This is a genomic window from Bacteroidia bacterium, assembly GCA_041391665.1.
GTDB lineage: Bacteria > Bacteroidota > Bacteroidia > J057 > J057 > JAGQVA01.
Map to the genome: position 1 here is coordinate 2,122,421 of JAWKNO010000002.1, position 20,924 is coordinate 2,143,344.

Here is a 20,924-nt window from a genome sequence, read left to right on the forward strand (position 1 = left end):
AGGAAAATAAAGACAATCCTTAGCGAAGAATCTCAATTCGTTTGCTGCCCATCAACTGCCCTTTCTCAAACAACTGAAGCAAATACAGGCCATTGGGAAGGTTTCCGAGGCTGAACTGATTTACGGGGGCATTTTTTTCCAACACAATTTTTCCGGTAATATCCATCAGGCGCACCGATTCAATCGCCCGGGAATCTGTCCATTCCATATATATCTGATCTGTTGCAGGATTGGGATAAACCTTCACGCCAATCCATAAATCAGGGGTTATCCCCACGAATACCGGGTTGGCTACCTCATCTCCCGCCGTACCTTCGGGTCTGTCATCTACGGCACGCCATACCTTTATATGATCGAGATATACATATTGGGAATTGGAAAAAGATGAGAGCATAAAGTGAAATCCGGACATATTAAAAAAGGGAAATTCCAGTCCGTCTGTATTGGCATTGCCATTGTCCAGATTATAAATTTCTTCCACTGTAAATTTCTGATTTTCACTGATTTTGGCTTTTACCTGAATCGTCTGGAAAGTCTGCCGGGGAATATGTATGTAAGGATAATCGGTAATGGTTGCGTAGCCGTTGGAGGTAGTATCAGTCATTACAGCCAGAATCCGGATCGTATCTCCGGGAAGTTGATAGCGGAGCATATATCTCTCCAGAATAGAATCCGCACTACTGAAACCAAATTCCTGAGAATTGGCCTGGTTGATGCGGAAATCCATCCACACCGATTCGGAAAAGACGGCTGCGGACCGGAGATATTTAAACCGAGCTCCCGTTGCCTGCGAATACGTACTTGAATAACGAAGCGCACCATCAATGATGTCCAGCGTGGCATATTCTCCTACTGGCTGCCATTTATTCATATCCACTGAATCTTCGGAGAAATCGTCGAAGAAGAGAAATGTATCATCACCGCTTGCCTCAGACGTAGCATTGGGATTGCCATAATACAGACGCAGAACCAGATTTTGCTGTGCAATCACCTGGGGTACACGAAGCCATAAGGTATTCTCTGATGAAGTGGCCGCACTGTCAAAATAAAAAGGAACCGGCGTACAATCGGGAAACACCACCCGCAAATCCCCCAAATCACTTCGGACTTTTCCCTGAGAAAATAATTCGGCAGTATTCACTTCGACCCTTAACTGAATGTCCGTAAGGGTATTTGTGCCGGCACTGTTGTCAAAGGTAATCTCCTTATAATAAGCCCAGCCTGTAAGGCAGTTTTGGCTGTAAAGATTTGAGAAAATAAAAATGGAAAACAGAATTACTAAGTACTTTTTCATGATAAGATATTAGGTGATTTTTTGCTTGGTATCACAAGCAGGCAAAAACGTAATATCTTATTGCAATTTTTTTCGGATTTCAGCCATTTAGCCAATCCTTGAAGCTTTTGGACTTTTCGATACTCACAATTGCCTCAAGATCGCTGGCAGGATTGAGTTCAACCTTCACACGGCTTTTAGAGTAGGCCACCATATTTACAATAGAGTCAAAACCAATTATAAACTGTCGGTTGATGCGGTAAAATTTGGCAGGGTCAAGAGTTTCTTCCAACTGGCTGAGTGTCATATCGATAATATGGCGCCGGTTGTCTTTGGTAATCAGAAATACATATTTCTGCTGACCAAAAAAATAGGCGACTTCCTCCACCGGGACTGATTTGATCTTGTCGCCACTCGTGACCATAAAACGCTTCTGATATTCAGGTGATTTTTTACCCAGCAGAGCCTCGGCTAACACAGAAAGATCAACTTTCGGTTCTGTCGGGCGAGCCTGTTGAAATTTTTTCAGACTTTGGGCAAGCTCCTCTTTTTCAATCGGCTTGAGCAGATAATCGATGCTATTGACTTTAAACGCACGGATTGCGTACTGGTCATAGGCTGTAGAGAAAATAATAGGGGTCGAAACCCGAATCTGATCAAATATAGAAAAACTGTTGCCATCGGCAAGATGGATATCCAGGAAGATCAGGTCGGCCTGATTGCCTTCGAGCCATTCGACGGATGCTTTTACAGAGTCGAGCGTTGCAAGAACCTGTACATCAGGCTCTATTTCTTTCAATAGGCGGATGAGCCTGCGGGCCGCGAGGTGTTCATCTTCAATGACCAGAACTTTCAGCATAGGGCATACATTTCCTTCGGGAAGTTCGGAAAAGTATCGAAGGAAAGGAAGAATTGCGCTTAGATTATTTGTCCATTAGTAAAGCGGGTAACATCAGAAGCAACTTACCTGCGACGACAAGCGAACCGATACAAATTTTGATAGCAGTAAAAACGGTATGGGAGAAATGAATCTGGCTCATAATGTGTTTGTTTGTGGACTGAAACAAGTCATACAATTGATAAGACCAAAATAGGAAATACTGAACCTGAAAAATAACCAGATGAATGCGGATTCTTACGGAGTGGACAGGGTCAATCCGATACATTCTAATAGATATTTCAGAGAGGAAAACTATAGTTGTTTTTCTACAATTTATCTATATTGCCAATACAAGTCGATAGGGCATATTCTTACAAAATAAAGCCCTGCATGGAATCCCAAGCTCAAACTTTATCTGCTCGACACGGCCCGTATTCTGTAAACCGCAGGAATAATCCGTATTCATGGTTCTTAAGAAAAAGGGATTTACCCTAACCTATAGATATGACACATACCACTAACAGCCGTAAAGACGAGCAATGGTATCGCTTACTGATAGAAAATACACTTAATAAAAGTGCAGAGCACCGGAAAATTGTGCTTAGCGCATCCCTAAGAGGCTGTTACGATTGGTATCCAATGGAAGACCTTATACATTGGGATGAACCTATGCACAATATATTTGGCATTCCGCTGGATTTCGAGGCAAACAGAAATGAATATTTTCTCAGCGTCCTGCACCCCGAGGATAAGCAAAGGCTTCAGCAGGAAATAAACCAGATATTAAAACAAGACGTTTCGAATAAGACCTTTAACCTTGAATATCGTATCATCCTTTCCGGGCAGGTAAGGAACATTCAATCTTCAGGATTTTTGCTACATGATTCTTCCGGAACCATTTATCGGATCATGGGTACATGTGAGGATATTACAGAAAGATTGGAGACCATTCAGATTTTGCAGGATCGGGAAACATTTCTTCAGACTATTTTTGACCAAAGCCTGAATGCAGTAATGGTTGCAGATGACGAAGGTAACTACCTATCTGTCAATCCGGCTAGCGCACAATTGTTTGGGTATCCGATAGAGCAACTCTCTCGCATGAATGTGAGCGAATTGAAAACCACCAACATCAAGGATAGTAAGACCCAGTACCATGAATTTCTGGAAAAAGGGAAGGAGATTGGCGAATTTTCTTTTACAAGGCCTGACGGAGAATTCCGCATAGCCCAATATTATGCGATTCGCATAGGTAAGGACTTCAACTTAAGTATACTGGCAGATATTACGGAACGAATTTTCGCTGAAACACAACTAAAAAAAACAAAAATAGAACTCGCGGAAATTACAGAGCGGTTTCAGTTATCCACCCATGCAGCCGGGGTTGGAATCTGGGATTGGAATATCCAAACCGATTATTTGTTTTGGGATGAAATGATGTTCACACTTTATGGCATTCAAAAAGAAGATTTTAAGAACACCGCGGAATCGTGGATTGAAAAAATTCACCCTGATGATATTTCATTGGCCCAACAAGAAATCACCCTGGCCTTAAAGGGAGAAAAAGCCTACAATACAGAGTTTAGAGTCATCTGGCCAGATCAATCCATTCACTATATAAAATCTCTGGCGACCGTACAACGCGATGAACTTGGAAAAGAAATACGAATGCTGGGCACCAACTGGGATATCACCCAGGAAAAGGAGGCTGAAAAACAAAAAATAAAGGCCAGACAGCTCGAACTGAAGAATAAAGAGCTGGAGCAATTTGCCTATATCGCTTCTCACGACTTAAAGGAGCCTTTACGCACCATTATGAGTTTTACAGGCCTGCTTAAAATTCGACTGGGAACAAATCTGGATCCGGAAATCAACGAATTGCTGGGGTTTATTTATCATGCAGGGGAAAAAATGGAAAAACTGATCAAAGGGCTGCTTGAATATTCCTATATCGGCATGAATAAAAATTTGATCGATATTGATCTCAACATTCTGGTTCAACAAGTCATAAATAGCCTTAGTGTACAAATTTCATCGACAAATACTGTTTTAGAAATCCATCATTTACCTGTAGTAAAAGGGTATGAAACAGAACTCTTTGTCATTTTCCAGAACCTGATTTCAAATGCGATCAAGTTTCGCCATCAGGAAATCCCTCCCATCATTCGCATTTCAGCAAAAAAGGAGACGGATGAATGGGAAATTAGTATCTCCGATAATGGTATAGGTATTGAGCCTGAGTATCAGAAAAAAATCTTTGTCATTTTCCAAAGATTACATACTGACAGTGAGTATGAAGGCTCAGGAATAGGCCTTGCCCACTGTCAGAAAATTGCCCACCTGCATGGGGGGAAGATCTGGGTAGAATCAGAATATGGGAAAGGAAGCACATTTTATTTTACGATCTCCGACTTTATTGGAAATTAAGCATCCCAGCGCTCAGAAAACGCCCATTCTTCCAGAAATCGCAGTAGGTATTTTAATATCGGAATGATTAAGTAATTGGGAGAAATGCATCATTCCGTTCGGTTTAATAATGTTCATACCAGGCAAATTTTTCCTGGATGACCGTGTCTTTTTCCGCCTGAATATATTCCAGAAAATACCTGGCAACCGGAGAGAAGTTTTTGTCTTTCAACCAGATCAGGTTCCACGTCGATTTTATAGGAAACCCTTTCACAGAAATGATCTGCAAATCCCCATTGTTCAATTCATTTTTGATACCGATCAATGGCATAATAGAATAACCCAAACCGGCGAGTACGGCCTGTTTTACCGCCTCATTGGAGGTGAGTTCCATATTTTTAGTGACAGGAAGCTGATTTTGGCGAATATAGTTTTCCATCGTACGCCGTGTACCGGAGCCCTCTTCCCGGTAAATCAACGGCAATTGCTCGAAAATCTGATTATTGTAGATCTTCCCATGAAAATCCCGCTCCGTATTGCCGATCAGAAACAGCTTATTCTGCATCAACTCAACATTCTGGATCTTCAAATTTTCAGGTAAAACAGAAACCAGCGAAAAATCCACTTCATTATTTTCCAGACTTTCCACCACCTTCGCCTTATTGGTAACATCCATCTGGAGAGTTACACCGGAATGCAACTTCATGAAATCAGACAAAAAATAAGGCATCACATATTTACCGGTGGAAACAATGGACAACTTCAGTTTCCCCGCAAGTTGCCCCTTATACGCACTGGTCTTTACATCTATCTCCGCTACTTCATTCAAAATTTTCTCTGCAGCAATAGCGATTTCCAATCCAAAATCAGTAACAAAGAGCTTCCGCCCTACGACTTCCGTCAAGGGGATATCAAACTGATCCTGAAAATTTTTTAGCTGGATCGAAACTGCAGGCTGTGTCAAATGCAAACTCTCAGCAGCTTTCGTAACGCTTTTTGTCTGTGCTATTCTCAGGAATACCTGTAACTGATGCAAAGTATAGTTCATAAATTATTTTTATATAAATCATTACAAATATAAATAAAATTATATGAATCCTTTTACTGAATTTTGTCCCAATAAATCAATCATCATTTAATTATGAAAAGAATAACAGTAGCAAAAGGAGATGGAATCGGCCCTGAGATTATGGATGCCACGCTAAAAATCATTCTGGCAGCTGGAGCACAAATTGAAATAGATGAAATTGAAGTGGGGGAGAAAGTTTACCTCTCTGGCAACAACTCAGGCATCGCAAAATCTTCCTGGGACATTATCCGCAAAAACAAAATATTTCTGAAAGCGCCTATTACCACTCCCCAGGGCGGTGGATATAAAAGCCTGAATGTAAGCACACGTAAATTTCTCGGACTTTATGCCAATATCCGCCCGTGCGTAAGCTTTCATCCTTTTATCAAAACCAAACACCCGGTAATGGATGTAGTCATTGTACGGGAAAACGAAGAAGACCTGTATGCAGGAATCGAACATCAGCAAACCGACGAAGTGGTTCAGTGTCTGAAACTCATCAGTCGCCCTGGTTGTGAAAAAATCGTACGGTATGCCTTTGAATATGCCCGACAGTATGGACGCAAAAAAGTAACCTGCTTCACCAAAGACAATATCATGAAGCAGACCGATGGTTTGTTTCACAAAGTATTTGACGAAATCGCTCCCGAATATCCAGAGATTGAAAACGAACACTGGATCATTGATATCGGAGCTGCAAAACTGGCTGCTACCCCCGAAGTGTTTGACGTCATCGTGATGCCAAATCTCTATGGCGATGTACTCTCTGACATAGCGGCTCAGATCACCGGCTCAGTCGGGTTGGCTGGCTCAGCCAACATCGGGCAGGAATGTGCCATGTTTGAGGCAATTCACGGTTCTGCGCCTACCATCGCAGGGCAAAATGTTGCCAACCCTTCAGGGCTGCTCCAGGGAGCTGTCTTGATGCTCAGCCATATCGGCCAAACAGAAATTGCAGAGAAAGTACAAAATGCATGGCTAAAAACCATTGAAGACGGAATTCACACTGCCGATATCTATCAGGAAGATACCAGCAAAAAGAAGGTAGGAACACGGGAATTTGCAGATGCAGTCATTGCAAACCTGGGACAAAAACCCGTTCATTTGAAAGCGGCTTCCTATGAGAAAGAAGTTGCGATTAACCTGCCTAAATATCAGCGGAAACCCTCTGCACAAAAAGAGCTGGTCGGTATCGATCTCTTTGTACAATCAACCGTAACCAACCCCAATCACCTCGCGAGTGAACTGCTGAAGCTGAATGCTGAGGATATCCAGCTTTCGATGATTACCAACCGAGGCATTATGGTTTGGCCTCATGGCTTTGAAGAAACCTTTTGTACAGACCACTGGCGCTGCCGATTCCAGGCAACAGAGGGAAAAAAGATTTCCAAAAAGCATATTATCGACCTGCTCAACAAATCCATTGACTACAATATTGACACCATTAAAACTGAAAATCTTTATGAGTTTAATGGCAAGTCTGCATTTTCTGTAGCTCAGGGGCAATAGTTATTGACATAATCAACCTCCAATTTCCATTGTATGAAAATTCTCCAAGCCATCAAATCTGCCATTATTCCTGCCTGTCTCGTATTCCTCTCAGCGGGAATTTATCTCTCCATCACCGATCCGAAGAGTATCATAAACAGCGGAATATTAGGCTTTTCTATCATCGCGCTTTGTCTGGCATTGCGAAGTATGGAGATAAAAACGATGGTGAATAGTCAACAAAAGATGAAGTAAGCCCATGTAGCTTTCAATAAATAAAACCCCGGGTATTGAGATTTTTGATTTCCCTGATTATCTTAGAACATGAAAGATCTCAAATATCTTCTCGCATATCTCGTACCCGGGGTAATTTTCCTCTCCCTTTATCTTCGCGGAAACTGGGTTTTCCTTGCGATTGCGGTACTATTTGGAGTCGTACCGTTGCTGGAGCAGTTTATCTCCGGCACGGAGGAGAACCTGCCACCAGAAATAGAAGAACAAAACAAAAATCGCAGGTTATTTGATTTATTGCTGTACCTCAATCTGCCCATCCAGTACGGATTATTGGGTTATTTTCTGTTTGTGTTCCGCACAGAAACCCTCACCCCATGGGAGATGGCAGGCATGATTTTGAGTATGGGAATGGCCTGTGGCTCTCTCGGTATCAATGTCGCGCATGAGCTGGGGCACCGGGCAAAAAAATCAGAGCAACGCATGGCGCAGGCTCTTCTGCTGACTTCGCTGTATATGCATTTTTTTATCGAACACAACCGCGGTCACCACAAATATGTAGCCACCCCTTTAGACCCCGCTACTGCACGAAAGGGTGAAACCGTTTACGCATTCTGGTTTCGGTCTATCAGTGGCGGTTATCTTTCTGCATGGAAACTGGAAAAACAAAGGCTGCTAAAACTCGGTAAGCCTTTTGTATCCTTTGACAACCAGATGATATGGTTTCAGTTGATCGAGCTGGTTTTTGTGGGAATGATTGGCCTGATATTCGGGCTGCCAGCGATGTTTGCTTTCCTTGGTGCAGCGTTGGTCGGCATCATCGAGTTAGAAACCGTCAATTACCTCGAACATTACGGATTGATGCGGAAGGAGGTCAGTGCAGGCGTATATGAAAGAGTTTTGCCCAGGCATTCGTGGAATACCAACCGTACGGTGGGCCGTATCTTATTGTATGAACTTACGCGCCACTCAGACCATCATTTTCTGGCAAGCCGCAAGTATCAGGTGCTCAGGCATTTTGAGGAAAGTCCACAACTGCCCCAAGGCTATCCGGGTATGATGATACTGACTTTAATTCCGCCTGTATGGTTTCGGATCATGCACCGACAACTCCATAAAATAGAGGCTTAAATATTGATTTCGCCTTCAAATACAAAAGTTGCCGGCCCCTGAAGAAAAACCTGTTCTTCGGCTGTTCCTATATTTTTGACTTCTACTGCCAGATTTCCGCCGGGAGTTTCAACCGCTACTTTGGAAATAGCCGATCCCTGGTTGTGGGTAGTTAAATGTGCATAAGCACAGGCCGTGACTCCTGTACCACAACTCAGCGTTTCATCCTCCACCCCTCGTTCATAGGTTCTTACCTTCAGGTGACCTGCGTCCACGACATTTACAAAATTCACATTGGTACCCCCGATGTCTGTAAACCTTTCGCTATAGCGAATGGTGCGACCTTCGCCAAACACATCAATCCCGGCCACAGGCTTTTGCGAAAAATGTACATAATGCGGAGAACCGGTATTCAGCCAGAAGGTTGTTTCTGCAAGCTGTTGAAAACCCTGAGGCTGAATCATTTCCAGGCTTACAATTCCATTTCCGATGGTAGCGTGATGTACACCATCCACCGCGTCAAATCGATATACTTCCCGGCGAATACCTAAATCATGGGCAAAAGCTACCAAACAACGGCCACCGTTGCCACACATCGTGCTTTCACGACCGTCGCTGTTGAAGTACACCATGCGAAAGTCGTAGGATGATGAAGGGCTTAAGAGAATAAACCCGTCAGCGCCAATGCCAAACCTACGGTTACACAAAAAAGCAATCTGCTTCTGGGTAAAAACATCCGTGAATTTGCCCTCACGGTTGTCTGCCATAACAAAATCATTGCCCGTACCCTGATACTTATAGAATGGAAGATTCATGCGCATTATTTACAAAAACAAAGATACTTTTATTTGAGGAATACATCGGAAAATAAAGCCGTAGCAGGTATCTTTGCGCGTCAAAATTACTTTTTATGACTGAAGTCGCAAACAAACCTGACCGCGGATCGATTCTTTCTATTTTCCTGACAGTTTTTATAGACATGCTGGGAGTAGGAATTATCATTCCGGTAATACCCGCTTTATTTTTTGATGAAAGCAGTCAATTTTTTTCTTCGGATTTTTCCCATGAAATGAGATCCATCCTGTACGGGTTTCTCATTGCCGCATATCCTTTTATGCAGTTTTTTGGCGCGCCGGTATTGGGGGCATTGTCAGACAGACATGGCAGAAAACCGTTGCTTTCTATTTCTTTGATAGGCACAGCCGTTGGCTATCTGCTGTTTGCCGTAGCGATCATGACCCAGAATATCTGGTTGTTATTTGCCAGCAGGATGTTGCCGGGTTTTATGGGGGGGAATATTTCGATTTTACTTTCTGCCATTGCGGATGTGAGCGATGCAAAATCCAAAACACAAAATTTTGGGCTGGTGGGTATGGCTTTTGGTATTGGTTTTATTCTGGGACCAGCTATTGGTGGGATTTTGGCAGATAGTACTGTGGTTAGTTGGTTTGATCACGAAACCCCCTTCTGGTTTACGGCAGCCCTCACTATCATCAATACCCTGCTGGTTCACTTTCGTTTTAAGGAAACATTAAAGGAGAAGCAGGAAAGTGAAATCAGCTTGGCAAAAGGCTTTAAAAATATCGCGACATCCATGACTTCACCACGTTTACGGGTGATCTTTACAGTTGTATTGTTGCTTTCTCTGGGCTTTTCATTTTTCACCCAGTTTTTCTCTGTCCTGCTGATTGACAAATTTGGTTTTACAGAAAAAAACATCGGGCTTGTTTTTGGTTGGGTAGGTATTTGGCTGGCATTTACCCAGGGATTTACGGTCAGGAAGTTGAGCAAGAAATTTTCTTCCCGGCAAATTCTGAACTTTACACCATTTTTTCTTGGGATAGCACTCGCGACGATATTGATCCCGGACCAGGCATGGTGGCTGTTTGTCATTACGCCTTTTACGGCATCTTTTCAGGGAATTACCGCACCTAACCTCACAACTGTGATTTCAGAGCAGGCTACCGCACGACAGCAGGGAGAGATTTTGGGTATTAATCAATCGGTACAATCGCTGGGTCAGATGATACCACCTGTAATTGCCGGATATCTGAATACGTTGAATGGAAATTTTCCAATACTGGCGGCAGCGGCTTTTACTTTGTGTGGGGGCCTGGTGTATGTTTTCGTATTCCAGAAAAAAAATCCTGCTACAATCCCTGCATAGGTTCCGGTTCGACTTCGAAAATCCGGGCTTCAATATTTACGACTCCATACACTTTTTCCTCACTATCGTCATTGGCATAGAGGCGAAGGGTATAATTGCCAGCCCTGAGTTCTAATTCAGGAATAGCAATATGGGTAAGTGTATAGTCAATTTCATTTTCCTCCGGCATTCCCAGCCATTCACCTTCTTCTTTGAGAATGACATTAGTCGTAAATTCTCTCACATTGTGTTGCTGGTCTTCGAGTACAATAAACAGCGGAAGATTGTTGCGGGTAATCCCCACATAATAGGTTATCACCAGTTCAAGCATACCATTAATGGAATCTTGAACGGGAGGGACAACAACATTAAACTCGCAGGGTTCAGAGTAAAACAGCTCGTAATTAGCCAGCTTAACTTCACCTTTCCATACAGGACGGATCTCTCCACATCCAAGGGAAAGGATCAGGAAGAACGTCAATAGATACTTATTGGAGAGGTGGTATTTGGTCATGATTTTCCGGGCTTCTAAAAAAGCACAACCAAAAATAATACATGTAGAGGAAATACTAAAGCGGTAGACAAATTAATTCTCAATCCGCAACACGAAATATGCGAAAAAGGGAAATTTACGTATAAAATCAGGTTGCTGTATCTGTTTCAACGATCTTTCCCAGTCCCATAAGGACGCTGCTGAGAGCTTCAGACATACCTTCCGTCTCTTCTGCATCCTGATAAACCCCCATGTGGGTAAATTTATCAATCCGTGCAGCTACCAGCGAAGGAATGTCGGCCTGCCCCAGCGTAGCGATGTCTGAAAGAATCTGCTTTTTCACTGCTTCAAAGGCTTTGGCAGTATCTTTATGAGCGCCGCCAAGAGGCTCTTTGATAATCCCGTCGATGATATGCAATTCGAGATTATCTGCTGCGGTAAGCCTAAGGGCTTCAGCCGCCTGCTCCTTGTTTTCCCAACTGCGCCATAGAATGCTGGAACAGGATTCCGGGCTAATGACGGAGTACCAGGTATTTTCCATCATATAGACACGGTCACCAACGCCAATTCCCAACGCACCGCCAGATGCACCTTCACCGATAACGATACAAATAATAGGTGTTTTAAGCATTGCCATTTCCAGAAGGTTTCGCGCGATGGCTTCCCCCTGCCCTCTTTCTTCGGCCTCCAGTCCGGGGTATGCACCCGGGGTGTCAATCAGCGCGACAACAGGGATACCAAATTTTTCAGCGAGCTTCATCAGGCGCAGCGCCTTACGGTATCCTTCGGGATTAGGCATCCCAAAATTTCTGTATTGACGTTCTTTGGTGGTGCGGCCCTTTTGTTGGCCAATAAACATAACCGGATGTCCGTCGATCTTCCCGAGTCCGCCGACCATTGCTTTATCATCGCGGAAGGTTCGGTCGCCAAACAGTTCGATGAACTCTTCAGAAATATGTGTGATATAGTCTAAGGCATACGGTCTTTCGGGGTGTCTGGAGATCTGAACTCTTTGCCAGCGGCTCAGATTGTTATATATATTCACCTTAAGATCGTGTATTTTTCGTTCCAGATCGGCCGATGCAGCATCCATCTCCACACCATTCTCCTCCGCGACCTTCTTCATCTCCCCCAGCCTGTTTTCCAACTCAACAATCGGCTTTTCGAAATCAAAGATATTATTCGGCGTCATATCGTTACCTGTTTTCTTAAGTTGAAGTTACAAAAAAACTTTCATTCTAAGAAAGTCCTTTATCATTCATCTAAAAAATAAAAGGGGTTGGCAATCATTGCTAACCCCTGCAAAAATAGTCAAATTTTTTGAGTAAACCAGTCTATCGGTTTTCTATTGATACATAATCTCTTTTGGCATAACCTGTATAGATCTGTCTCGGGCGACCAATGGGCTCACCATGCTCGCGCATTTCTTTCCATTGTGTGATCCATCCCGGCATACGACCCAGAGCAAACATTACAGTAAACATATCTACAGGGATACCCATCGCCCGGTAAATAATGCCTGAGTAGAAATCCACATTAGGGAAAAGCTTGCGATCGGCAAAATAGGGATCTGCCAATGCAGCTTTTTCAAGACCTTTGGCTATATCAAGGATTGGGTCCTCAATATCCAGCTCGTCAAGAATTTTGTCTGCATATTTTTTGATAACCTTTGCCCTTGGATCGTAGTTTTTATACACCCTGTGTCCAAATCCCATCAGACGGAAGGGATCATTTTTATCTTTCGCTTTATTCAGATACCGGTCCGTATCTCCGCCATCATTATTGATTGCCTCCAGCATTTCGAGTACTGCCTGATTGGCACCCCCGTGAAGCGGTCCCCAAAGCGCATTATTGCCGGCGCTTACTGCTGCAAAAAGATTGGTACCGGAAGAGCCTACAAAACGCACGGTAGAAGTCGAGCAATTTTGCTCATGATCTGCGTGCAATACGAGCAAAGTATCCAGGGCTTCTGCTATTCCTTCATTTTCCTTACCATTCATCATATAAAGGAAGTTGGAAACGTATCCCAGTGAAGGCTTAGGATCAATATAGGGAAGCCCCTGCTTGCGGCGATAAATATAGGCTGAGATTGCCGGCATATGCCCCAACAAGCGGTAAATCGTACGCCAGCGAACCTTTTCGTCTTTCCAGGAGTCTTCAGATTCTGTATAAAAACCAGACAGTGAGGTCAATACTACGCTGAGCATGCCCATTGGATGGGTGTCATCTGGCAAAGCGGTCAAGATAGCCTTAATGCCTTCGGGGGGCTGGATATAGGCCATGACATTAGCTTCAAAATCAGCAAGCTGCTGCTTGTTGGGCAGTTCTCCGAAATGTAATAAATAAGCAACCTCCAGAAAAGAAGCGGCACCGGCAAGCTGATCTATGGGATACCCGCAATGCTCAAGTATACCTTTTTCACCATCAATAAATGTAATAGTGCTGGTTGTAGAACCTGTATTCTTAAAGCCTGAATCGAGCGTAATATAACCAGTAAGATCTCTCAGTTTGGAAATATCAATTGCTTTCTCATCGTATATTCCCGTCAATACTGGTAATGCAAAATTTTGCCCGTCAATCTTTAATTCTACCGTCTCATCTGATTTTATGGTTAAGGACATATTATAATTTATTTGAGGAATAATAGCTACTATATGAAAATGACGAAAGTAAGTATTCTCTGAAGAAATTAAAAATTTGGTAATAAGGTTTTATAGGTGCTCTAACAAATGCCTTTGCGAAATTGTTTTCAAAAGGCATCGAGTTCTGCCAAACCCTCTCCATAGCCTCCGTTTAGGATAGGAAACCGGCACCATGTCTTGGGATCCAGGTTCTCGTCGTCGAGGTGAAAAGATGGGGCATAACGCTCTCTTTTCCATTGATTGATGGACCAGAGCCTGAAAAATTTGCGGATATATCCCTTTAATATTTCATCTGGATAGCTCCCTCTCAGCGTCCTGAAAACTTCTACCGGAGACTTATAATCGCGGATTGCACATTTTTCAATATCGTCAAGAATGGGGTATGGCATCAAGTCCGTTTCATCGGTCTGAGAATATGTGGAAGGCCTCAGTTCTGCCGTAGGCTGCAGGTGATTTACATAATGCAGTTGCGGTATTTTCAATTGATCTTCGGCCCAGCGAAGCCATTCGAGCAGGCTGTCTTTATCTATGCCTCCCAGTGGTGATAATCCGCCTGAAGTATCGCCATCCATCGTTGCATATCCTACGGCTGCCTCACTCCGGTTACTGGTCGTGATAAGCAGTGCTCTGTTGATATTGGCCAGCATCCAAATTCCGGGCGAACGGAGCCTCGCCTGAATATTTTGAAGGGTAATATCATCTTTTTCCCATGTCAGGGGTCTTCCAATCGCCGATTCGGCAAGGCCGATATATTGGCGGTGCAATGGTTCTACATTCCAGTTGTGAAAAGTTGCGCCCAGCCCCAGTGCCAGCTCTCTCGCACTTTGAAGGGTTTCTGCCCCGCTGTTTTGGGTCCCCTGATATACGCAGGTCAGCATTTGAGAAATCACAGACTTGTCGTCGTCCAGTCGGGCATAGCCAATCTTATTCAAAAACATCTCCCGCCCCAGCTCTGATTCTGCTCTTTCCAGCGCCTTTGCACATAATACCGCGCAGGTCGATGAGTCAGCGCCCCCACTCAACGACAACACAAACCCACGGCTGTAACTTTTTCTCATATAGTCAAACAGCCCCAGTGTCTCTGCCAGATAAAATTCTTCCTCCCGGCTTTCAAAAGGGAAAAGTTGGAGCGGTATATCCTGTGGGGCAGTTTCGGGTAAACTACCTTCAGCTACAATCAGGTTGTCGGGAAAATCAGGCTGAAAGCTAAACGATTTTTTCCGTGTGATACTCATTTTATCCACATCCACCACAGCACTCAGTATCTGATAGTCCCGGAAAGAAAAACGCTGATTGCGGGCGAGCAATTCTCCTCCCTGGGCAATCATGATCTCCCCGTCAAAAATGATCCGCCCAGCATCGTTGCCGACAAGGTTGCTGTACACATAGGTACAGGCATAAGAGCGGGAAGCTTCGGTGACCAATCCCTTGCGAACCAGACTTTTGCCAAAAGCAAAATTAGACGCGCTCGGATTGAGAATCAGGTTCACATTATTTTTGTAATGGCGTTGGGCCGGACGGATCCCATTCCAGGCATCTTCACAGATTTCCAATCCTATCCGTACGCCGTCCACTTCGAAGATCAAATCGCCAAACGGATATTCGTCTTCTCCCCATCGATACCAGACGACCGATTCTTCTTTCCACGGCTTAAACCAGCGGGGTTCGTAATAGATTCCGTCTCCGGCGAGCTCCTGCTTGGCGACAAAACCGAGCAATTGTTTATTAAAAATCACCGCCACCACATTGTAAAGGCAATTTTCGTATTCCATCGGAAGCCCTACTGTAACCAATATATCCTCGCATTCGGGAATGATATCCATCAGGCTTTTCAGGCAGTTGTGAGTCAGATAATGACTAAAAAAAGTGTCTTCACAGCCGTATCCGCTGATGGCTAATTCGGGAAGACAAAGAATTTTTACCCCCAGCGAACGGGCTTCCCGGATCGCATCGCGGATATGAGAAAGATTGCCTGAAAAATCCAGCGGCGTTTGGTTAAGGCTTGCACCGGCGAGATGAATATATTTCATGGATTTTTTTGTGTCAAATATACTCAAATCTTTTTGCGATTGCCGAAACCCGACCGATTTTTATTATCTTTAGGCAAACTTTACAAGGATTGACAGAGATACAGAACATATTACTGGCGGTGGATGCCGTTGTTTTTGGCTATCACCCTGGCGAGGGGTTGTCGGTTCTGCTTGTCGAGCGCAGGTTTGATCCACATCAGGGGATGTGGGCGTTGCCGGGAGGATTTGTGCGTGATGACGAATCGCTGGAAGCCGCTGTCCAGCGCGAACTGAAGGAAGAAACAGGAATAGAAATGCGGTACCTGGAGCAGCTTTATACTTTTGGCAATCCGGGCAGAGACCTGCGGAGAAGAGTAGTTTCTGTCGCATATTTTGCCCTTGTCAGGCCGGAGGCTTTCCAGATTTCGGCGAGCTCGGATGCCTCGGATGTGCGCTGGTTTGATGTACAAAAACTTCCGGAACTCGCATTCGACCACAAAAATATTCTGGAAACGGCCATAGAAAGAGTCCGAAGTAAAGTTACCTATGAACCCATTGGCTTTAATCTGCTGGAGGAAAAATTCACCTTTGCAGAACTATTACGCCTCTATGAAACCATTCTGGGCGACAAACGAAATATTGATCGCGCAAATTTCAAGAAAAAGCTCAAAAGCCTTGGCCTGATCGAAGAAGTCAACGAACGACGCAAACAGGCAGGCTCCGGTCGCCCCGCCCGCCTCTATCGATTTAATCTCACCCAATACGCAGAAAAAAAAGCACAGGGTATTTTTGAAGTGCTTTTCCCGCAATCTCCGGGAAAATCCTGAGCATTTTTTCATTATTTTTTAATTTGTGTATTTTTTACACTAAAACTGAAACCCAGATTTTTTTACTCCGTATCTATTTGTGTATAAATCACACAAATAACTTTTATACCAAAACTATGCTGGGATTTAAGTACATACGCTTCGACTCTATGGATTATGTGATCCATTTCCAAAATGGCAAAATCCGCCGCGAAGGCCGGGGTCTCACCTTCCTGTATTTTGCGCCTCAGTCGTCAATCGCCGCGATTCCTGCCGGCAGCAATGACCTTCCGTTTATCTTTACAGAAACCACCCGCGATTTTCAGACAATCACGATTCAGGGACAACTTACCTATAAAGTTGCGGACCCACATCAACTATCGCAGATGCTGGACTTCACGGTAGATGAAAAGCGGGTCTACCAGACCGATGATCACGAAAAACTCGTTCAGCGCCTTGTAAACGAGGCGCACACCGCTACCGCAGCTTTTGTACACAGCCTCAGCCTTCGGGAATCTCTCCGCAGTCTGAAAGCCATTGAAGAGCATATAATCACGGGTCTCAGTGAATCGAAGGCTGTCATGATGCTCGGTGTCGAAATTCTCGGTGTGCATGTCCTCGCCGTGCGCGCTACCCCCGAAATGGCCCGTGCCCTTGAAGCAGAAACCCGCGAAGCGCTCCAACAGGAAGCCGATCAGGCGGTATTTGAAAGGCGCAATTTTGCCGTAGAACAGGAACGAAGAATCAAAGAAAGTGAGCTCAACACAGAAATCGCTATGGAAGAAAAACAAAAACAGATTTCTGAAAAACGAATGGAAACGGCTACGGTCGCTCAGGAAAACGAACGGAAAATCCGGGAGATGAAAATGCAGGCTGAAATCTCCTTAGAAAAACAGCGCCGCGAACTCACCAATCTTAAAGCCACCAACGAAAAGGAAGCCGCCGACACCCAGGAATACGCCCTCCGGGCTTTGCTGAACCCTTACCGGGAACTGGACTGGCGCACGCTTATGGCTATTCATAGCGGGAAAATGGAAGCAGGGAGTCAGATTGCCATGGCTTTCCGCGAAATAGCTGCCAACGCTGACAAAATCGGCACATTCAACATTTCGCCCGACCTCCTCCAATCGATCATTAAATCCAAATAGGTATTCCCACAAATTATGATAGATCAGGCCATCGTCATCCACGACAAAACCCGGCTCGAACAACTCATCGAAAGGTTTAACTCCAAAGCCCAGGCAAAATTTTATATTGAGCGATCAGGCGGAAATTTCTACACCTATGAGGAGGAACACCAGGCATTTTATCAATCTCTCGATCAGGTAATCCGCACCCTTGGCAACCGGCTCAGATACAAGCGGATTCTTCGCGAATATTTACCTTCTTTTATCTTCGCGTCCAATCAGGTCATCCTGATTTTAGGCCAGGATGGCCTGGTAGCCAACGCAGCAAAATACGTGGATACGCAGCCGATTATTGGCATTAATCCGGATCCTCTCAGATACGACGGGGTACTCCTGCCGTTTACTCCTGGTAATTTTCTAACAGGCCTCACACAAGTTTTGGATAATGATTTCTCCGCCAGTTATGTAACCATGGCAGAAGCCCGGCTTAAAGACGGTCAGTCTCTGCTTGCGTTCAATGATTTGTTTATTGGCCCGGCCACTCACCGCTCTGCCCGGTACGAACTCCGGTTTCGGGGCCAGACAGAAATCCAGTCATCGAGTGGCATTATCGTTTCTACAGGTGCTGGTTCAACCGGATGGCTAAGTTCTGTGTTTAACATGGCGCAGAGTGTTTCACACATGATTTCCGGATCACAACCCATCCAATCCCCTGCCCTGCCCTGGAATACCCGGGAATTGATATTTGTGGTAAGAGAACCCTTTCTGAGCAGACATTCAGCCATTTCGCTCACAGCTGGAAAAATTGCCAGTGGAGAAATGCTGGAAATAGAATCACGCATGCCACATCAGGGAGTGATTTTCAGCGATGGAATAGAATCCGACTTTCTCAGGTTTGACTCCGGTGCAATCACACAGATCGGGATATCAGACCGGCAGGCTTGCCTGGTAAAAACGACTGATTAAAATCCCAGTTGCAACGAGAGAAGCAGCATCCGGCCATTCGAAGCCAGAGAAGAACCATGTAAAAAATATGCCTCGTCCAGTAAATTGCGGATACCCACCGTCGCATATCCCCAATTAAAATCATACCCCACGTGAAGGTTGACGACATTCCATCCGGGTGTTCCACCATCTGGCGAAAAATCATTCATCAGATCTTCAGATGAAAGTCTGTCCTGAATGCTGGCATGCAACCATTCCATTTTGCTCCAGACACCTGATTTGGACCTAAACCGAAGCCCAAGACGGCTATTTAATGGCGGTATAGCGGTCATGGGCTCATTGAAGGTAAGATTTTGTCCATTTGTATAAGAGAGGCTGCCAAACAAAGCAACCGAGCGGGAAACCGGCACTTCGACTTCTGCTTCAACGCCCTGTACATACGATTGAGAAAGATTTACCTTGCGGTAAACAGGCTGGTTTTCATATTCACCCGAGCCCTGATAAGAGCTTCTGACTAAATCAATCTGGTCAGTAAGCTGGGTACGGTAAAAGACGACAGAGCCAGAGAAAAATTTTGTCCGGGCTTTAAGTCCCACTTCCGACGTGAATGATTTTTCAGGGTTAATACTGTCATTGGGCACTTCAATCCCAAGATCGGAAACACCGATAGTCTGAAAATCATGCAGGTTGGGGGTTCGAAATCCCGTATTAAAAGAAGAAGTCAGATGAACATTGGGATGAATCGGATACATTGCCGATATATTGCCGACCAAAGCCGAAGGCATTACCTCCTGTTTACCGAATTCGGAGTTTTCAAAGTTTAGCGCTGAGAGATTTGCCCTGCCTCCAAAAGAAAGCCTGAGCTTCAATACATCCAATGTATGCAGACTATACACACTCAGTCCCGCGGCAGCTGCCCCATCCTCAAACGTTGAAGGCAAGCCATGGATATTTCCGGTAGAAACCTCTCTGCCTGTAGCTTGAGTATAAACGTCATCCGAATAATATTCTACGCCGGAGACAAATCGCCAATAAGGATTGGGGCTGGAAAGCACTTCCACGGCACCGCCCCAGGTATCCACTTGTTCTGTATGAGTTATTTCCAGACTGCTTTTCTCTTTCAGTGAAGTTACCTGATCAAAAGCCCGTTGGTATGAGCCCGTAATCTTCACCTGACGGAACCATTTACTGTCGTAATAAGAGACCAATCGGCCATAAGCAAGCTGACGCGACCGGGGATCATGCCGGTAATTCTGAAAATCTCCCGAGGCTATGCGTGCATAATCGGGTATATCCTGCTGATCCATAGACTGCCACGAAAACGTAAGCAAATGGTGGCGGGATAGTTTTATCAGGGCTTTTACATTGGCGGCTGTTTCCCCGTAGCCCGAAGGATCGAGCGCGGATTGCGTATTTCCAGGAAAAATATTGCCAAACATTCGCTTCGTATAACCACCGCTGACGGCTACATGCGAACCACTGATTTCCATCTCCCCCCGTAGCGATTTTTCCATATCGCGGCTGGCCATTTTGAGGAAGGTATTGCCATGAACTTTTAGCCCTGTGTCAGAAAATTTGGGCGTCCGGGTAAAAACCTGCGTAACGCCTGTAAGCGCATCACTGCCATACTGAACGCCACCTGATCCCCGCATCACTTCCACCCTGTCAAGCGTATAGAGGTCAACTGTGTTGAGCCAGGGATTCATTCGGGTTGATAATAAGGGCGTATTGATACGAATCCCATCCACCATCATCAGCGTACGGTTGCCAGACAGTCCGCGAATACGAAGGTCGGCGGTACCGGGTGCATTCAGTGGTGTCCATATACCCGGCAAACCAGCCAGAGCTTCAGGCACCGAACGAGGTGCGTCCTGAAGCATTTGTTCGCGGCCATATACCGAAACCGATGCGGGAGAGATGAAAATTTCCCGCTCAAACCGCTGGGGGGTTACAGCCTTTTCTTCATCCAGCTGGCGCACGGAAGGGTACAAAGCGACCCCCAGAGAAAGTACACTATCGGCATTGATAACCACCTCACAGTCAACATTTTCATAGCCTATGTGTGTGATCCGAAAGTAGTAAACACCCGGTTTCAGTCCTTTAAATGTGAAATGGCCTTTATGATTGGTAACGGTGCTGGAGGTCAGACCAGCTACAGATATAGCCACATTTTTCAACGGCTTACCCGTCGCCCGGTCAAATACTGATCCTTGCAGAACTTGTGCCGTGAGTGATACAGAAGTGAAAAGGAAAAGCAGTAAGGTAAGCGTGGTAATTCGTAGATGCATGATGTATAAAC

General features: G+C 44.8%; 18 protein-coding genes. 8 read left to right on the forward strand and 10 right to left on the reverse strand.

All coding sequences use genetic code 11. The annotated features are described in order from the left end of the window. Window positions 1-19: 19 nt before the first annotated feature. From R3D00_20145 to R3D00_20155, 3 genes are all read right to left on the reverse strand, one after another. Window positions 20-1,294: a DUF2341 domain-containing protein gene (locus R3D00_20145; protein MEZ4775507.1), complete on the reverse strand. Its 1,275-nt coding sequence runs from the start codon at window positions 1,292-1,294 to the stop codon at window positions 20-22. Between the two features lie 79 nt (window positions 1,295-1,373). Next, entirely contained in the window at window positions 1,374-2,132 is a 759-nt protein-coding gene (locus tag R3D00_20150; protein ID MEZ4775508.1) for a LytTR family DNA-binding domain-containing protein, read from the reverse strand. A gap of 64 nt (window positions 2,133-2,196) precedes the next feature. Beyond that, the gene (locus R3D00_20155; GenBank protein MEZ4775509.1) at window positions 2,197-2,439 is read right to left on the reverse strand and encodes a hypothetical protein; all 243 of its coding nucleotides are present in this window, start codon (window positions 2,437-2,439) and stop codon (window positions 2,197-2,199) included. A gap of 218 nt (window positions 2,440-2,657) precedes the next feature. Here R3D00_20155 and R3D00_20160 point away from each other — a divergent pair, with 218 nt between their 5' ends. Then, a complete protein-coding gene (locus R3D00_20160; GenBank protein MEZ4775510.1) occupies window positions 2,658-4,580 on the forward strand; it encodes a PAS domain-containing protein in 1,923 nt (640 codons plus the stop codon). A 103-nt stretch (window positions 4,581-4,683) separates the two neighbouring features. Here the strand turns inward: R3D00_20160 and R3D00_20165 are convergent, their stop codons facing one another. After that, window positions 4,684-5,607, reverse strand: a complete 924-nt coding sequence (locus R3D00_20165; GenBank protein MEZ4775511.1) for a LysR family transcriptional regulator — start codon at window positions 5,605-5,607, stop codon at window positions 4,684-4,686. Between the two features lie 93 nt (window positions 5,608-5,700). Here R3D00_20165 and R3D00_20170 point away from each other — a divergent pair, with 93 nt between their 5' ends. From R3D00_20170 to R3D00_20180, 3 genes are all read left to right on the forward strand, one after another. Further along, window positions 5,701-7,137: an NADP-dependent isocitrate dehydrogenase gene (locus tag R3D00_20170; protein ID MEZ4775512.1), complete on the forward strand. Its 1,437-nt coding sequence runs from the start codon at window positions 5,701-5,703 to the stop codon at window positions 7,135-7,137. Between the two features lie 33 nt (window positions 7,138-7,170). Beyond that, window positions 7,171-7,371, forward strand: a complete 201-nt coding sequence (locus tag R3D00_20175) for a hypothetical protein (protein MEZ4775513.1) — start codon at window positions 7,171-7,173, stop codon at window positions 7,369-7,371. 69 nt (window positions 7,372-7,440) lie between these two features. Beyond that, entirely contained in the window at window positions 7,441-8,478 is a 1,038-nt protein-coding gene (locus R3D00_20180) for an alkane 1-monooxygenase (protein MEZ4775514.1), read from the forward strand. Here R3D00_20180 and dapF read toward each other — a convergent pair. Then, window positions 8,475-9,272 carry a diaminopimelate epimerase gene (gene dapF / locus R3D00_20185; protein MEZ4775515.1) on the reverse strand — a complete coding sequence of 266 codons (798 nt, stop codon included), beginning with the start codon at window positions 9,270-9,272 and terminating at the stop codon, window positions 8,475-8,477. The two genes, R3D00_20180 and dapF, sit on opposite strands and share 4 nt — an antisense overlap. Window positions 9,273-9,367: 95 nt before the next feature. On the opposite strand from dapF, the gene R3D00_20190 reads away from it, so the two are divergent. Further along, window positions 9,368-10,624 carry an MFS transporter gene (locus R3D00_20190; protein MEZ4775516.1) on the forward strand — a complete coding sequence of 419 codons (1,257 nt, stop codon included), beginning with the start codon at window positions 9,368-9,370 and terminating at the stop codon, window positions 10,622-10,624. On the opposite strand, the gene R3D00_20195 is transcribed toward R3D00_20190, so the two are convergent. From R3D00_20195 to nadE, 4 genes are all read right to left on the reverse strand, one after another. Next, window positions 10,608-11,117, reverse strand: coding sequence for a hypothetical protein (locus R3D00_20195; GenBank protein MEZ4775517.1), 510 nt, complete (start codon window positions 11,115-11,117; stop codon window positions 10,608-10,610). The genes R3D00_20190 and R3D00_20195 overlap by 17 nt on opposite strands. Before the next feature lie 127 nt (window positions 11,118-11,244). After that, a complete protein-coding gene (locus tag R3D00_20200) occupies window positions 11,245-12,288 on the reverse strand; it encodes an acetyl-CoA carboxylase carboxyltransferase subunit alpha (protein ID MEZ4775518.1) in 1,044 nt (347 codons plus the stop codon). Window positions 12,289-12,430: 142 nt separating this feature from the next. Then, window positions 12,431-13,717, reverse strand: coding sequence for a citrate synthase (locus tag R3D00_20205; GenBank protein MEZ4775519.1), 1,287 nt, complete (start codon window positions 13,715-13,717; stop codon window positions 12,431-12,433). A gap of 128 nt (window positions 13,718-13,845) precedes the next feature. Further along, window positions 13,846-15,768: an NAD(+) synthase gene (gene nadE / locus R3D00_20210; GenBank protein ID MEZ4775520.1), complete on the reverse strand. Its 1,923-nt coding sequence runs from the start codon at window positions 15,766-15,768 to the stop codon at window positions 13,846-13,848. 89 nt (window positions 15,769-15,857) lie between these two features. Between nadE and R3D00_20215 the strand changes: the two genes are divergently transcribed. The 3 genes from R3D00_20215 to R3D00_20225 all read left to right on the forward strand — a co-directional run bounded on the left by R3D00_20215 (window position 15,858) and on the right by R3D00_20225 (window position 18,646). Then, the gene (locus R3D00_20215) at window positions 15,858-16,574 is read left to right on the forward strand and encodes an NUDIX domain-containing protein (GenBank protein MEZ4775521.1); all 717 of its coding nucleotides are present in this window, start codon (window positions 15,858-15,860) and stop codon (window positions 16,572-16,574) included. A gap of 116 nt (window positions 16,575-16,690) precedes the next feature. Further along, window positions 16,691-17,701, forward strand: coding sequence for an SPFH domain-containing protein (locus R3D00_20220; protein MEZ4775522.1), 1,011 nt, complete (start codon window positions 16,691-16,693; stop codon window positions 17,699-17,701). Between the two features lie 15 nt (window positions 17,702-17,716). Then, window positions 17,717-18,646 carry a sugar kinase gene (locus R3D00_20225; protein MEZ4775523.1) on the forward strand — a complete coding sequence of 310 codons (930 nt, stop codon included), beginning with the start codon at window positions 17,717-17,719 and terminating at the stop codon, window positions 18,644-18,646. Here the strand turns inward: R3D00_20225 and R3D00_20230 are convergent. Beyond that, complete coding sequence (locus R3D00_20230) at window positions 18,643-20,913, reverse strand: TonB-dependent receptor (GenBank protein ID MEZ4775524.1); 2,271 nt, start codon at window positions 20,911-20,913, stop codon at window positions 18,643-18,645. The two genes, R3D00_20225 and R3D00_20230, sit on opposite strands and share 4 nt — an antisense overlap. Window positions 20,914-20,924: the final 11 nt, after the last annotated feature.

Coding starts and splice junctions, on each gene's coding strand:
- R3D00_20165 (MEZ4775511.1), bottom strand. CDS start 5,607: ATGAACTATACTTTGCATCAGTTACAGGTATTCCTGAGAATAGCACAG.
- R3D00_20155 (MEZ4775509.1), bottom strand. CDS start 2,439: ATGTATCGGATTGACCCTGTCCACTCCGTAAGAATCCGCATTCATCTG.
- R3D00_20230 (MEZ4775524.1), bottom strand. CDS start 20,913: ATGCATCTACGAATTACCACGCTTACCTTACTGCTTTTCCTTTTCACT.
- R3D00_20190 (MEZ4775516.1), top strand. CDS start 9,368: ATGACTGAAGTCGCAAACAAACCTGACCGCGGATCGATTCTTTCTATT.
- R3D00_20175 (MEZ4775513.1), top strand. CDS start 7,171: ATGAAAATTCTCCAAGCCATCAAATCTGCCATTATTCCTGCCTGTCTC.
- R3D00_20180 (MEZ4775514.1), top strand. CDS start 7,441: ATGAAAGATCTCAAATATCTTCTCGCATATCTCGTACCCGGGGTAATT.
- R3D00_20170 (MEZ4775512.1), top strand. CDS start 5,701: ATGAAAAGAATAACAGTAGCAAAAGGAGATGGAATCGGCCCTGAGATT.
- R3D00_20225 (MEZ4775523.1), top strand. CDS start 17,717: ATGATAGATCAGGCCATCGTCATCCACGACAAAACCCGGCTCGAACAA.
- nadE (MEZ4775520.1), bottom strand. CDS start 15,768: ATGAAATATATTCATCTCGCCGGTGCAAGCCTTAACCAAACGCCGCTG.
- R3D00_20160 (MEZ4775510.1), top strand. CDS start 2,658: ATGACACATACCACTAACAGCCGTAAAGACGAGCAATGGTATCGCTTA.
- R3D00_20205 (MEZ4775519.1), bottom strand. CDS start 13,717: ATGTCCTTAACCATAAAATCAGATGAGACGGTAGAATTAAAGATTGAC.
- R3D00_20195 (MEZ4775517.1), bottom strand. CDS start 11,117: ATGACCAAATACCACCTCTCCAATAAGTATCTATTGACGTTCTTCCTG.
- R3D00_20150 (MEZ4775508.1), bottom strand. CDS start 2,132: ATGCTGAAAGTTCTGGTCATTGAAGATGAACACCTCGCGGCCCGCAGG.
- R3D00_20220 (MEZ4775522.1), top strand. CDS start 16,691: ATGCTGGGATTTAAGTACATACGCTTCGACTCTATGGATTATGTGATC.
- dapF (MEZ4775515.1), bottom strand. CDS start 9,272: ATGAATCTTCCATTCTATAAGTATCAGGGTACGGGCAATGATTTTGTT.
- R3D00_20200 (MEZ4775518.1), bottom strand. CDS start 12,288: ATGACGCCGAATAATATCTTTGATTTCGAAAAGCCGATTGTTGAGTTG.
- R3D00_20145 (MEZ4775507.1), bottom strand. CDS start 1,294: ATGAAAAAGTACTTAGTAATTCTGTTTTCCATTTTTATTTTCTCAAAT.